Here is a 15654-nt window from a genome sequence, read left to right on the forward strand (position 1 = left end):
TACAACTTTTTAAAAGGCAACAGCTGATTACAGCTATTGCCTTTTTCTGTTCTGTTATCAGACTTGATCTATCATGATCAATATCCGGGATTTTGTTCCAATACAGCGTCTTTGTTCAGGTTAATTTCAGAAAGAGGAATTGGCAACAGCAGATGCTTGTCCTCTAAACCTGACATTTGGTTAATTGGACTTGTTGCATTGAGACGTTTTGCTCTTGTTACCAGGGTTTTTGTACGCATCAGCGTCATGCGCCTGTTTTCCTCACCTACAAGCTCTCTGGCCCTTTCATCAAGAATAAAGTCCAAATTAACCTGTGAAGCGGTAATCGGAGAAGCATTTGACCTTGACCTGAGTGTATTCAGCGTTACTGCCGCTTCAGCTGTTTTACCTTGCATAAATTGAGCTTCTGCCAACAACAAATACGTTTCACCTAAACGCATGATGATAATATCCTTGATCATGTCATAACCAAATTCATCTTTGGGATCAAACTGGTACCATTTCGTAGTATGTGGATTAATCCTGAATATGGTGTCATATCCTGAATATGGCACCTTCTTTCCTAACAGATCTGGTTTAGCGGGATCATTGTACCAATACTGCCTTCTAAAATTGTAATGTGAATTCCGGATGTCGTTTTGCTCGTACAAACCGTAACTTACCCAGTCGCTCAATCGCAAACGGGCAACGGCCCTGCCACCGGTACTATCGGAAAGTTTCATGCCTGAAATCTGGTAGTAAGCCGCGCCCCATACCCTGCGTTGTTGAGGATTACCCGTGTATCCATCTGGCACACTTGCTTTAGGCTCCAATTCAAATGTCCAGATCACTTCCTTATTACCCTGGCTTCTCCTTTGGTTTCCATAAATGAACATATCAGCAAAAGGGTCACCAGCTTGATTGGCCTTTGAACCAAAGCGGGCATTCACAAGACCGAATTTGCCACTATTGATAATTGCTTGTGCTTGTTGTTCTGCCTGTACGGGCTTATTCATTCTGAGAGAGGCTTCAGCCAATAATTGCATGGCCATGTATTTATTGGCCCGGCCTGCAGGCTTGCCCATACTATTGGTTTTAGTAGACACATTACCAACATCTGGCAGGTTTGCTGTAGCATAAAGGAGATCTGACTCGATCAATTTATTAACTTCATCCAATGGGGCACGTACAAAATCCGTTTTGGGTGATGAAATGGGTTCTGTTACCAGTGGCACCTTACCATACAGGGTCGCTAATGTATTATAAGCATACGCTCTAAAGAATTTAGCTTCACCACTTGCAGCTTTTTTGCCGGCCTCAGACATCGCTGTTAAAGAAGGATCTTCCGCATTTTTAATGATGATGTTTGCATTATTGATCATCTTATAACACCATGTCCACATCCAGGAAGCACCTGCATCTGACGAATTGAGTAAGGAGTAATTATAATAAGGAACTTCAATACCCTCTTGCTGTGCAGCATTGGCGATATCTGTTCCTACCTGCCACACACTCGACCATCCCTGGCGGTCACTCCTTGTATAGAAATTGCTATAATGATTATACAATCCAATCAGAGAGGCTTCTAATCCTAAGGAATCTTTAAGTGTTTGTGGGGCATAGGATGAATACACGGTTTCATCCAGAAAGCTTTTTTTACATGCCGGCAATATAAATAAGAGTAATAAAGCCGGTAAAAATTTATTTGATATTTTTTTCATTTCAATTCAGAGTTTAACAATTAACGAAGTGTGATATTGGCGCCAAATACAATCGAACGAACCGGAGGATAGTTATTCACCCAGTCACCAGAACCTCTGAATGTAAAGTCTTGTTCAGGATCCCAACCTTGCCAGTCTGTAAATGTGTACAGGTTTCTGCCACTTGCATACAGCGTTAAGCTACCCAGTTTGATCTTATCCAGGATCGACTGCGGCATGGTGTAGCTCAGAGTTACATCTTTGATACGCGTATAAGAAGCATCTTTAGGATAAGCATACCCCCTGGCGCCAGCACGAGCTTGATCACTTAGAGATGGACGGTCATTGATAGGATTTTCCTCTGTCCAATAGTTAATTTCAGACGGTATATTAATCCGCCAGCCTTCATCTGCAAAGGTCAGGTTCACATTATTTCTTAATGCGCCTTGTGAGGTTTGGATAAAGATATTCAGGTGAAAATTCTTATAATGAAAGGTATTGGTCAAGCCACCAGTCCATTTCGGAAGCCGTGAGCCCAAAACACTTTTATCCTTATCATCAATTAATTTATCACCATTGATGTCTTTGAATTTCAGGTGACCTGGTTTCGCGGTTTTATCAACAGCAGAAGGATCCTCTCCTTTTTGCCATACACCTTCCATAGTATAGTCGTAGATCACTCTCACTGGTTGTCCAATAAACCAACCATTGCTGATGTCATCTACCTCCTTACCGGTAACGGGGTCTATATTACCATACAAGCTGGCGATCTCATTTCTATAGGAAGCAAAATTCAGATTTGATTCCCATCTGAATTTATTACCAGGAATATTTACAGTATTTAATGTTACTTCTATGCCTTTATTCTTGGTTTTACCAAGATTATCCAGAATATTGCTATATCCGGTAATATTCGGGATATTACGTTTTAACAATAAATCCTCAGTATTCGTTCTGAAGGCATCGATTGTACCACTGATCCTGTTGTTATATATAGAAAAGTCAACACCAATATTCAACCCTTTGGTAGATTCCCAGTGCAAATCGGCATTTCCTAAATTACTTGCCAGTACACCAATGGTCGTTACACCATTAAATGGAATTCTGTTCGTTCCTGCTGTTGTTTGGGTACCATTGATAGAAATCGCTTCGTTACCTGTTTTACCATAGGAAGCTCTCAATTTCAAACTATTGATCTTCTCAAAACCCGACATAAACTTCTCGTTATGTAGATTCCAGCCAAGGGCTACTGATGGGAAAACGCCATACTTTGTAGTGTTTGCGCCAAATACGGAAGCGCCATCTCTTCTTGCAGTCACAGTAAACAGGTAACGGCTGTCGTATGAGTAATTGATACGCCCCATTTGAGATAATTTGTTACTCCCATCCTGGTAAGAACCTGCAGTTTGTGTTGCACCCGCACTCAGGTTATAAAACGATGAATAATCATTAATAAATCCACTGGCAGATGAATTATTCTTGTAATAGACCTTTTCTTGGGCACTGTATAAACCTGTAAAATCTACATGATGTTCGTTCCAGTCCTTTGTATAACTCAGGATATTTTCGATGATCCAGTTTTTAGCTTCAGTGTTTTGTGTAGTTGCGGAGCCTAACTGGTTATTAACACTTCTGCCCTCATAAGTGCCATTGCGGCTGGTAAGTAAAGAGTATGAAGCATTCATCCTGTACTTCAATCCTTTGATAAATCCTGGTTTGATTTCAGCATAACCTGTACCAGTCAGGTTATTACTACGCTCAAGGCGATCAGTTGTCAAACCAAGTAAAGGATTGAGGTATAACAATTCAGGATACATCGGGTAAAGAGTATATTGTCCATTTGCATCATATAGTGATCCATATGGGCTCATTGTATGGGCCAGGTAGAAATTGGCGCGACCACCGTCAGAATTGTTGTTATTGTAGAAAAAGGAAGTTCCGGCCGAAAGCCAGTCAGTGATATTTACATCAAGGTTAGAGCGAAGATTAATCCTTTTATATTGGTAACCTTTTACAGCACCTTTTTGGTTCAGGTACTCTCCTGAAATATAATATTTTGCATCTTTTGTACCACCTGAAATACTCAGGTTATGATCTGTAAGTACGCCTTGCTGTGTTACAGCATCTACCCAATCGGTAGTTTTACCAGCGTAATAATTATTCCTTTCATAAAGATTGTTCAGAATACTTGTATCACTCAGACCATTCTGTTTTTTATAATCAGCCCATTTTTTTACATAACGCTCCGGACTGCTTGGGTTCAGCGTTTCAATAATGTTTTCAATGCCTGAATATACATTGTACCGGATAATCGGTTTGCCTGTAGTACCACGTTTCGTAGTAATAAGTATAACACCATTGGAACCTCTTACCCCGTAAATAGCAACAGCAGAAGCATCTTTCAAAATTTCCATAGATGCGATATCATTGGCATTGATATCGTTGGTACTAGCATCATCGGGCAAAGGAACACCATCCAAAACAATAAGAGGTGAATTGTTGGCTGTAATGGAGTTCATCCCCCTAACTTGTAAACTTGCCGTTCTTCCTGGAACAGGGGAATTCACAGAAACGTTAACCCCGGCTACTGCACCTTGTATCGCCTGCATGACATTGGTAACAGGTAATTGTGAGAAACGGTTTTTGGGCACAGAAGCAACAGAACCAGTTACATCAGAACGCTTTTGTGTACCATAACCCACAACAACCACTTCCAGCATACTCTGGGCAACAGTAGGTTGTAATTGAACATTCACTTTCCCGGAACTGGTAACTTTTGCCTCTTGTGATACATAATTGATATGCGTAATCACAATTGTAGCACCAGGAGTTGCATTAATGCTGAAATTTCCGGAAGAATCCGTAACTGCAGCCGCATTAGTTTCCTTTACCTGCACAGTGGCACCACTAACTCCACTTTCACCGGCAATAACTCTACCTGTAACTCTCTGCTGAGCAAAAAGTGATGCAGAAACCAGGGAAAAGATCATTAACATAAGAATCTTGAGTTTCTCCAGAATCGGCCAGGAATGTCCGGGTTTGTACGAAGAATACTCCATTTGGAGCAATCGAATTTTCATGACAGTTAATATTTAATGATAAAAAAAGAGACGGTTTTAAAAGTGTAAAAAGCACACTTATTGACTGAAGTAAATAAAAAAACAGGAATGCGGATTTTATAAGGGAGCCTGTTTCTTATTAGGGATGAAAGAATGATAAAATAAAGCATAGAGCAATCGTTCGATTGATAATTCTGAAATCCAGAAATCTTGATTTTCTTAACAACCGAACGAAAATAGAAGCAATAATCCAGTCGTTTAAGGGGGGTATTCTCATAAAAAGGGGGACGATTTCATAAAAATTTTAGAAATCACCCCCCTTTTTACTTAAAAAGAAATGGTGTTCTTTTCTTGAACACCATGTATCTAATTATTCCATCATTCTATTTGTTTTGCCAGTTCTATTTAGCCTGGCTTACCTTCTCTTTATAGTGCACCTCGCTTAAGCTCCTTAAACGTTCGGCAGCCCATTCTGCTGTTACGTCCCTTTGTGGATTGGCCAGCATTTCATAGCCCACCATGAACTTTTTCACCGTAGCTGAACGCAACAAGGGAGGATAAAAGTGCATGTGCCAGTGCCACTCAGGATGCTCCTCGTCATTCACAGGCGCCTGGTGCATGCCGGCAGAGTAAGGAAAAGAGATCTCAAATAGGTTGTCGTACTTGGCCGTTAGTTTCTTCAATATATCAGCAAAGGCGGTCTTCTCTTCATCCGTGAACTGCAGGATGTTTTGCAAATGGCGTTTGGAGACAATCATGGTCTCATATGGCCATACCGCCCAGAAAGGCACCAAAGCTACAAAGTGCTCGTTCTCCAGCACGAGTCTTTCTTTTTGCTTTAACTCTAATTGGATGTAATCTGAAAGCAGGCTCCTGCCCTTCTCTTCCCAGTATTTCTTTTGCTCCCTGGTTTCTTTCACCAGTTCGAGGGGCAGAGAGGAAGAGGCCCAGATCTGTCCATGAGGATGAGGATTGGAACAGCCCATGATCTCACCTTTGTTCTCAAAAATCTGGATGTAGCGGATAGAGGGATCTGAGGATAAGTCCTTAAATTCTTTCTGCCACAGCTCGATTACTTTTTCAATACCTTCTACACTCAACAAAGGCAGGGTCAGGGAGTGATCCGGTGAAAAGGAGATCACCCTGCAAATGCCTTTTTCACTTTGAGCTTTGAGCAGATCGTCGATGTTGATCTCGCCATGCGGTGTATCGTAAAGTAAGGCAGAAAAGTCATTAGTAAAGACAAAAGAGTCTTTGTAAACTGGATTGATGCTGCCATCAGCACGTTCATTGCCAGGGCACAGGTAGCATTTGGGGTCATAAGAGGGACGGTTATCCGGGGGAAGGGTCTCAACTTTTCCTTGCCAGGGCCGTTTGGTTCTATGCGGAGAGACTAAGATCCAGTCACCTGTCAACAAGTTCAAACGTGTATGCGGATGCTCATGTAAATCAAACATTTGTGATATTTTCCGGGTTTAATTAATAAGTAAAGTTTATTGTTATTTATTGACTGACTTGGCGGTTTGTGCGCTAAAATCAATTTTGCCCCATTTTTCCTGCAATAATTCAGCTTCTTTGGCTGTAATTGGCATCACAGTACCATGGCGGGGATGAAAATCCATGGTCATTTCCTCATCTATGACAGCAAAATTCTGAAGATCACTACTTTTGGTAAACTGGTATTTGCCCTTGGTATACACATCATACATCAGTATATAATCATCTCCATTATTTAGTTTAAAAACGCCTGAACCTTCCACGGGATCTTTTGTTTGCTGCACATAACGATCTTGTAATACATAACCTTCGGTCAGTTGATTGGAAACAGCGATCTTAATGCCAGCCCCTTCACCTTCGGTTTTAAAGAATAAATAATATTTACCACCCTTACTAATAATATCACCATCTATACAAGCGCCATTTGTAGGACTGAAAAAAAGTTGCTTAGGGATCGTTTCCAGGGCTGTAAAATCTTTGTTGGCGTAGGCATAATAAATTTTATCCGGATCCTTACCATGTTTCATTGACCAGTAGATCATATACTTACCCGCATGTGGATCATAAATGGTTTGAGGCGCCCAAACCCGTAATAATTCCTCATTTCCCGGGAACTGCTTTTGTATATTAACAACATTGGATGTCCAGTTGATAAGATCTGTGGATTTTAAAAGCACCATTGCCCTGTTAGAACTCCACCCATTAGCCGAAACCATATCAGTCGCTACCATGTAAAAGGTTTTTCCATCCTCTCCGCGTATAATATGAGGATCGCGCACTCCACCGGTAGAGCTGATTGCTCCGGATGAAATCACCGGGTTGTTATTGTTTAAAGCTTTATAATGATAGCCGTCATAACTCAAAGCGAAACGAATGGCTTCTTCACTAATTTTATTACCTGTGAAATAGGCAAATAAATAAGCTGAATACTTTTGTTTTTTAGCCTTGTAAATAGCATGCTTCTGCTTCTTTTTTTCTCCATTGCCCTGTGCCCATGGTGTAAATGGGCAAACAAGCAGCAACAAAATGATCAAATTAATCGCCTTCATTGAAATAAATTACAATATTATTAAACTTGCATTATAAACAAATATGATCTTGATTTGCTTTTAGTAAAAACAAATCGATTTTAATTGTATTCGATTTAGTTTTCCATTTTATGTCCATCTTCATTCAATGTGTAAGATTTTCCAAAAACCTTACGGTACTTTTTAATATATTCTGAAGGATTCATACCAAATAATTTGGAAAATTGTTCCCTGAAATATTTAAGATCATTGAACCCAACTTCGGCAGCAGTTTCATTCACGTTATGGTTTGTATTGATCAGAATTTCTGCAGCCTTCCTCAAACGAATGAACCGGATGAAAGCATTTACAGATTGCCCGGAAATCGATTTAACCTTCTTATAAAGATTGGAGTGGCTCATTCCTAATTCTGTCGCTAATATTTTAATATTGAAATTATTATTATCGATATTATGTTCCACTATGGCAATACATCTTTCTAAAAACTCTTTATATTCTACAGATATTTTCAAAGTATTTTTTTGAAGTGTGACTTCATTGTAAAAATATTTCTGAAGATTATTTTTACTCTTTAACAAGTTTGCCACCCTTGCTAACAATAATTCTTTTTCAAATGGTTTCGTGATATAGTCGTCCGCACCACCTTCAACGCCCATAAGTTTTATTTCAGATGATGAGCTGCCTGTTAATAATATGACTGGTATATGGCTTAATGAAGGATCTTCCTTAATTGTTCGACATAAGTCAATTCCATTCATACCATCCATATTCACATCACTGATGATAATATCTGGAATATGCTGACTTGCAAGCCTGAATGCTTCTTCTCCATTACGCGCCTGATAAACAGTAAAATCATTAAAAACCTTCGCTATGTATTGACTTATCTGCTCATCGTCATCTGCTACCAACAGAGATTTATTTTCATTAATTAAAGGTTCGAATTCAGTCTTACGCTCATTCGAAGTATTATTCTCTTTAAGAGTTTCCCCTCCTTCAACTAATTCCTTCAGGAATGCAGTATTATGGATTGTTTCTTCATGAATGGGTAATTCACGTAAGTGCTCCTTCCCTTTCTGAAGTTGAATATAAAATGTAGTTCCTTCACCTTGCTCACTGTAGTAACATATCTTCCCTTTATGATGATCAATAAAATTTTTAACCAGGTAAAGACCAATGCCAAATCCCGATTTGGAAGGAACTCCTTTTTGTTGCACCTGGTAAAATCTTTCAAATAATTTGTCACCAGTTTCTTTAGGTATGCCATAACCATTATCTGATACAGCTACATCAATGGTGCTATCCCCTTCTGTTATTTTTAAAACTACTTTTCCTCCATGAGGTGTATATTTCAAGGCATTTGAAATCAGGTTATAGAGAATGATCTCAAGTTTCTCACGATCACCATACACTTCTAAAGTTTCATAGGGACAATCAAATTCATATTTAATATTTAATGCTTTTGCCTGATGAACAAAAGCCAGGTAAACTTCATTGCATAAACTACAAAAATTCAAACGTGAAATTTTCAACTGGTCAGCGCCTTCATCAGCTTTTCTGAAAAGCAGCAATTGGTCAACCAAACTATGCAATCGACGTGCATTCCGATAAACAATGTTTAATTCATTTATATCAGCTGTTTTACCCTGAACATTTTTATCGATGATGTCTTTTAAAGGATTAATGATCAAGGTCAAGGGCGTTCTGAACTCGTGTGAAATATTCGTAAAGAACGAAAGCCTTTTTGCATTGATTTCCTTATCTCTTTCAATAATGATGCGTTCTGTTTCCCGCTCAGCTTTTTCTTTCAAATATTGCGCTTGCGTCTTTTCTGCATTCAGTTTGGCAAGACTCATTTCAAATGCAAGCTTTGCCTGCCTTGTCCTGTATTGCAGGTATTTGTAAATGGCAACGCCTGCCAAAATCAAATAGATTACATATGCCCACCAACTCCTGTACCAGGGAGGCAAGACAATGATTTGTAGCTTTACCTCCTGCGGGTTCCATATTCCGTCTGCGTTGGTGGATTTGATGCGCAGCAAGTATGTTCCTTCGCTGAGATGCGTGTAATTTGCTGTTCGTAATCTTCCGGAATAATTCCAATCTTTATCCCAGCCTTCCAGGTAATAGGCATAAGAAATTTTCCTGGGTGCCGTATATTCCAGGGCTGCAAAGTCAATAGAAAGCACCGCCTCATGAAAAGGAATTGTCAGTGTCTCCATTTGATCACCACGGACCTTAGTAACATACCGGCTTTCCAATGCTGTTGGTAAATTGTTGATGCGTAAACCAGTGATCTTTACAGTAGGAGTTCCTTGACGGGTAGTGATGCTATCCGGGTAAAAGATGTTAAAGCCCTTAATGCCACCAAAAACAAATTCCCCTGACTGTAACCGGTAAGCTGCATTGTATACAAACTGGTTACTCTGTAACCCATCATCCTGGAAATAGTTCTTAAAAGTTTTACGCACAGGATCAAATTGGGAAAGTCCGTTAAAGGTACTCAACCACAAATATCCTTTATTGTCTTCCAGTATGCTGAGCACTGCATTATTACTCAATCCATTTGCATCTGAATACCTTACACTGATTTTGCCTTGTTGCCTGTCAAATAAAATCAATCCTCCGCCTTCCGTTCCTACCCAGAAATTTCCGCCCCTATCCTCAAATATTGCGCGGACAGGCTTTCCTAAATCAAAGTAGGTAAGTTTTTTACCATGTTTATCAATTTTGATCAATTGACTTGGATTACCGGCCCACATGGTCCCGTATCTGTCTTCAGTTAAGGAGACCAGGTCATTAAGTTGCTGATCAAAAACTTCGAATCGATCCTGTTCCCTGTTGAAGCGATACAACTTTCCCTGGCGAAAGGTAGTTACCCAAAGATCCTTATCCCGGTCTTCATAAATTAGTTTTGCTACTTTATTCTCTGTTCCAGTAACATCATTAATGCATTTATAATGCTTAAACGTTCCTGTAGCCTTATTGAATTTATTGATCCCGCCACCGTAAGTGGCAATCCAGATATCATTTAGGTAGTCTTTCCTGATGCAGCTAACCAAATTATTACTCAACGAATAAGGATTGCCAGGTTCATATTTGAAATTGTCAAATCTATTTTGTTTCCGGTTCCAAATACTAAACCCGCCACCATCCGTTCCAATCCATAGGTTTTTGTCAGCATCTTCATAAAATGAATAAACAAAATTATTGACCAGGCTGTTGGTGTTTAATGGATCATGTGCAATTGTTTGGAATTTGTTGTTGTGAGCTTCAATTTTAATGATCCCATCATTCAGCGTACCCATCCATTTCCGGGATTCTCTATCCTCATAAATGGTAAATACAGATTCCCTGGAAGATTCATTTTTGTTTGCTCCGAGTAAAAGGTAATTGATCTCTTCAGTTTTGGTGTTCAGAATATTAACTCCTCCCCCTTCTGTGCCAATCCATAGTTTATGTTGTTGATCATAATAAAGGCTGGCAATCATATCTGAAGTGAGTTTCTTTGATTCTTCATTATAAAGCTTAACCAGGGAGTTCGATGCGATAGAGTACTTGTATACTCCATTAGCTGTTCCTATCCAAAGGTTATCCTGGTCATCAGACTCCATGCAATTGGATGTAACCAATGAATTATTGACCAGTCGCATTTGATGGGAACTGTTATCCAATAAACATAAACCAACGTCCCTGATAAATAACCATGTGCGCTGTTTTTTATCAATTTTTATGGACTGAACAGAATAGTATGATTTTCCTTGTATATAATTACAGGGGATCTGTACAGCTATGTCGGAATTCTTATAACGAATGATCAATCCCCGCCCATCAGTCCCGATTAATACGTTTCCCTTCGTGTCCGTCTTTATTGAATTGACTGACCATGTGATCTTTTCCTCTTTCCTGCTACCATAAGGTAAAAAATAGGCAGGCTTAAACCTGGAAGTGAGTTGATTATAAATTCCTATCCCCTGGCCTGTACCTATCCATAAATTATTTTGAGTGTCTTCACTGATCGTGTATATATAATTATGAGGTAGAGAACTGGTATCACCGAGCTTATTTCTAAAAACTTTAAACTCATAACCGTCAAATCGGTTCAGACCATCATAAGTACCAAACCACATAAAACCGTTATGATCCTGGTAAATGGATCTTACTGAATTGTTGGATAGCCCACGTTCAATTCCCAGGTAAGAAATTGGTGGATGATCCGTTGCCTGTAAATTACCTGTATAAAGAAGCTGAATGATGATAAAGACAACAACATATACCTTACATTCAATTCTCATACATCCAGTTATCGTAAGCCTAAGCCCCGCCACTCCTAAGAAAAACAACGAAGCTTAGTAATTTTAGAATTAATTATTCTTCACTGTTTTATGATCATTCTTATTCAATGCAGACATTGCCATTTTGTTTTTCTTCACTCTAATTGTGACCGGCTTTACCCTTTCAAAAACGTCTACCGGCAAAATATTCCCCTCCTTGTCAAACCTCATAGGCGAAATACAGGTTTCCCGGTTATATCCATTACCATCCGGGATTTTAAAACGGTGGTAAACAATATACCATTCATCCTTGCCCGGAACTTTCACTACCGAATGATGTCCTGCTCCTTTCACTACGCCTTTACCTTTTAATATAGGATTCAAAGTGGCCTTGGTAAACGGTCCCATTGGAGCGTCAGCAACAGCATAAGCTACAGAATAGCGTGGATCTCTTGTGTCATACTCGGACCACATCAGGTAATATTTCCCATTTCTCTTAAAAACAAATGATCCCTCATTATAACCATCAGGCTTGAAGGAGATCATTTTAGTGGAATCATAAGAGATCATATCATCATTCAACTTCACCACATTACACTGTCCCTGGCCAAAATATAAATAAGCAGCTCCATCATCATCTACAAATACCATTGGATCAATCATTTGTCCTCTTCTGCTGCCTTTTGCCACAAGGGGCTTCCCCAGTGGATCCTTAAAAGGACCAGTTGGCTTGTCTGAGACAGCTACCCCAATGTTTACATCAGCTGAATAGTAATAATAATATTTGCCACCCTTCTCTGCTATGGCTGGCGCCCACGCCCTTTCTTTAGCCCAACTAAGATCTTTTGGCAGGTCTAATATGACGCCTTCGTTCTTCCAGTTCACCAAGTCGGGAGACGACCAGCAAGTGAAATAGGTAGACATCCAACCCACGGTACCATCTGTTGTTGGATAGATATAAAACTTATTATTTAATGCAGCAATATGAGGATCTGCAAAGACACCAGGCAATACAGCAGGAGGAGCGTTGAGCGTATCTATTTGCCGTTTCTGACCAAAAACAGAGGATGTTACGAAAATGTAGCAAATGATGATTTTAATGGCTTTCATGTGCAAGACAATTTTTCAAATAGACCTTCTATTTGCTTTTGAGGGGGCAAATTAACAACATTAGCAAGGAAATAAGAGGGGGTAATCCTTATTAAAAGGGGGCATTTTGGTAATTTGCTACAGAATCACAGCCTTGCATTAAAATTAAATTAAGATAGATCAGCGGGTCCAGAGCCCCGCTGATGATTTGTATTATTTATTGGAAGAAGAATTCAATGCCAGTTCATTTTTCCAATCCGTAGTAAATTGATACTTCCCGGATCCGACTTTGATGACCGCATACCCCTGTTCCATTTCAACTTTACCATTCTGATTCAAAGTTGCCAATGCTTTTCCACTCTCCCTGACCAATTCAGGTTTTTCTGCCTGGATATATATAACCGCTGTTGTATTGGCAGGTATTTCAACATCCAACACAAACTTGCCATTTTCTACCTTCCAGGCAGATCTCAACAAACCATACCTGGTCTGCAGGCTTGCATCAACATTCGTAAACCCAGCTCCTGCCTGTGGCTTGATACGGATCTTTTTATAACCGACACCCTCATTATCAGTATCTATCCCTGCCATCACCTGGTACATCCATTCACCAATGGCACCATAGGCATAGTGGTTAAATGAATTCATAGAAGCCGGCTCAAAAGTACTGTCTGGTCTGATACCATTCCAACGCTCCCAGATGGTGGTGGCTCCCCTTTTTACCGGGTATAGCCATGAAGGAAATGTTTCCTGCAACAACAAATTATAAGCAACGTCTGTTTTACCATATCTACTAAGTACATGACAGATGTAAGGTGTGCCCAGGAAACCTGTTGATATATGATTACCGTAGCTCCTGATGTTGTCGACCAATCTATCCGCAGCCTGCTGCCTCAGGTTTTCAGGCAGCATATCAAAATGGAGCGCCAAAACATAGGCAGTTTGTGTGCCGGACACCATCCGGCCATTAGGGGTAACGTATTCCTTTACAAAAGCGTCTTTGATGTTTTGCAGCAATGCTGTGTATTTTGAAACATCCTCCATTTTGCCCAATACTTTCGCGGCATTGATCAGCAACTGGGTGGAATGGGCATAAAAACATTGGGAGATCAGGTATTTATCAGTAATTGCAGTTCTCCCTCCCAGGTCATTATCCACCATAAAGGAAAGCCAGTCTCCAAAATGAAATCCTTTGTTCCACAAGTAATTTCTGCTGGAATCGGTCATATACCGCACCCAGGCTTTCATGCTGGGGTATTGCTCTTCCAGCAATCGTTTGTCACCATAGGCCAGGTACATATTCCAAGGAACAATGGTAGCAACATCTGCCCAGCCGGCTGAACCACTACTTCCAGGTCCCAGTACATTTGGAATAACAAATGGTACACTACCATTAGGCAATTGGTCTGCTGCCACATCTTTGAGCCATTTGGCAAAGAAATTATTGACATCCATATTGAAAGAGGCTGTACGGGAGAATACCTGGGCATCACCGGTCCAACCCAGGCGTTCGTCTCTTTGTGGACAATCCGTTGGAACATCCAGGAAGTTGCCTTTCTGGCCCCATTCAATATTATGCTGCAATTGGTTGATGAGTGGATTTGAAGAAGTAAAGCTACCTGTAGGCTGCATGGCAGAATACAGGGCAATAGCCGTAAAATCTTCCGGCTTCAGTTCACCGGGATACCCAGTCACTTTGATATAGCGAAAGCCATGAAATGTAAAATGAGGCTCAAAAACTTCATCTCCCTCTCCCTTCAGAATGTAGTTTCCTTCAGATTTAGCGGCCCTCAGGTTCTCTGTATAAAAGTTGCCCTTTTTATCCAATACTTCAGCATGATTGATCTTGATGGTGTCACCACTTTTACCCCTTGCTTTGACAATAACCCAGCCTACCAGGTTCTGACCAAAATCAATAACCTGTTCTCCTTTGGGGGTTGTGAAAATTTTAATGGGTTTAAAGGTCTCATGCTTCTGAATGGGCTCATTAAAAGTTGCCACCAGTACATTCATAGGATGGTTCACAACCTTTACACCCGACCATTCTTTATCGTTATATCCTGCTGTGGCCCATCCTTTTTTTTCCTGCCGGGCATCAATGGTCTCGCCATGATAGATCTCTGAAAAACGGATGGCTCCTGTTGATGACTTCCAGCTTTCATCGGAAATAATTGTCTCGGATGTTCCATCATTATAGCTGATCTGGAGCTGAAAGAGTAGTGCAGCATCTTTCCCATATGAATTTTTATTACCACCCCATGCTAAAAAACCTCGGTACCACCCACTACCTAATGTTACGCCCACTGCATTGGCTCCCTGTTGAAGCAGGTCCGCTACATCATACACCTGGTACTGGAGCCGTTTGTTATATGAAGTCCACCCAGGTGTCAGGTAGGCATCTCCTACCCTTTTGCCATTTATTTGAGCTTCATACAAACCATGTGCAGTGATATAAGCCGTTGCCCTTGAAATTTTCCTGGAGGTAGAAAACTCCTTCCGGAAAATCGGGCTGGGCCTTAGTACTGAATCCTCTACAAACCCTGGTTCAATCCATTTAGCCTTCCAATCGGAAGGATTCAATAGTGCCATCTGGAAAAAAGCTGGTTTACTCCAGTCAGATGCTTTACCAGCATTATCCCAAACCCTTACCTGCCAGAAATAGCGTTTTCCCGATTGTAGTGGACTACCTTTATAAACTACATGAACTGAAGAATCTGAAGCGACTTTGCCTGTTTGCCAATCCAAACCGGATTCTTTTGATAAAGAAGATTCATGACCCAGGCGAATTTCATAAGCTGCTTGCAGCACATTTCTTTTTACGGAATTGAGTTGCCAGCTAAAACGGGGCAGCACAACATCCAAACCAATTGGATTATCCCTGTTTTCCGTTTTCAGGTGCTCTACCTTCACTTGTGCCAGACTTATCATGCTGAAGAACTGCATTAGGATGTAAAGGGCGATCAATCTTTTCATAATGGCAAATTAGAATTGCCAACAAGATAATCATAAATCTTTTTTATTGTAAGGT

At 40.3% G+C, this 15654-nt stretch carries 7 protein-coding genes; all 7 read right to left on the reverse strand.

Translation table 11 applies throughout. The features are described 5' to 3' along the window. Positions 1-77 precede the first annotated feature (77 nt). On the reverse strand, positions 78-1700 hold the full coding sequence (locus tag OCK74_RS13745; protein WP_279297623.1) for a RagB/SusD family nutrient uptake outer membrane protein: 1623 nt from the start codon (positions 1698-1700) through the stop codon (positions 78-80). A gap of 20 nt (positions 1701-1720) precedes the next feature. Continuing rightward, a complete protein-coding gene (locus OCK74_RS13750; protein ID WP_279297624.1) occupies positions 1721-4759 on the reverse strand; it encodes a SusC/RagA family TonB-linked outer membrane protein in 3039 nt (1012 codons plus the stop codon). A 380-nt stretch (positions 4760-5139) separates the two neighbouring features. Then, positions 5140-6195, reverse strand: a complete 1056-nt coding sequence (locus OCK74_RS13755) for a UDP-glucose--hexose-1-phosphate uridylyltransferase (protein WP_279297625.1) — start codon at positions 6193-6195, stop codon at positions 5140-5142. Positions 6196-6237: 42 nt separating this feature from the next. Next, positions 6238-7284: a glycoside hydrolase family 43 protein gene (locus tag OCK74_RS13760; protein WP_279297626.1), complete on the reverse strand. Its 1047-nt coding sequence runs from the start codon at positions 7282-7284 to the stop codon at positions 6238-6240. Positions 7285-7379: 95 nt separating this feature from the next. Further along, on the reverse strand, positions 7380-11558 hold the full coding sequence (locus OCK74_RS13765) for a two-component regulator propeller domain-containing protein (RefSeq protein ID WP_279297627.1): 4179 nt from the start codon (positions 11556-11558) through the stop codon (positions 7380-7382). A 69-nt stretch (positions 11559-11627) separates the two neighbouring features. Then, positions 11628-12647: a family 43 glycosylhydrolase gene (locus OCK74_RS13770; RefSeq protein WP_279297628.1), complete on the reverse strand. Its 1020-nt coding sequence runs from the start codon at positions 12645-12647 to the stop codon at positions 11628-11630. A gap of 192 nt (positions 12648-12839) precedes the next feature. Further along, positions 12840-15599 (reverse strand): alpha-L-rhamnosidase, encoded by a 2760-nt coding sequence (locus tag OCK74_RS13775; protein ID WP_279297629.1) that lies wholly within the window; start codon positions 15597-15599, stop codon positions 12840-12842. Positions 15600-15654 lie beyond the last annotated feature (55 nt).

The sequence above is a fragment of the Paraflavisolibacter caeni genome, assembly GCF_025628885.1.
In the GTDB taxonomy this organism is placed as follows: domain Bacteria; phylum Bacteroidota; class Bacteroidia; order Chitinophagales; family Chitinophagaceae; genus Flavisolibacter; species Flavisolibacter caeni.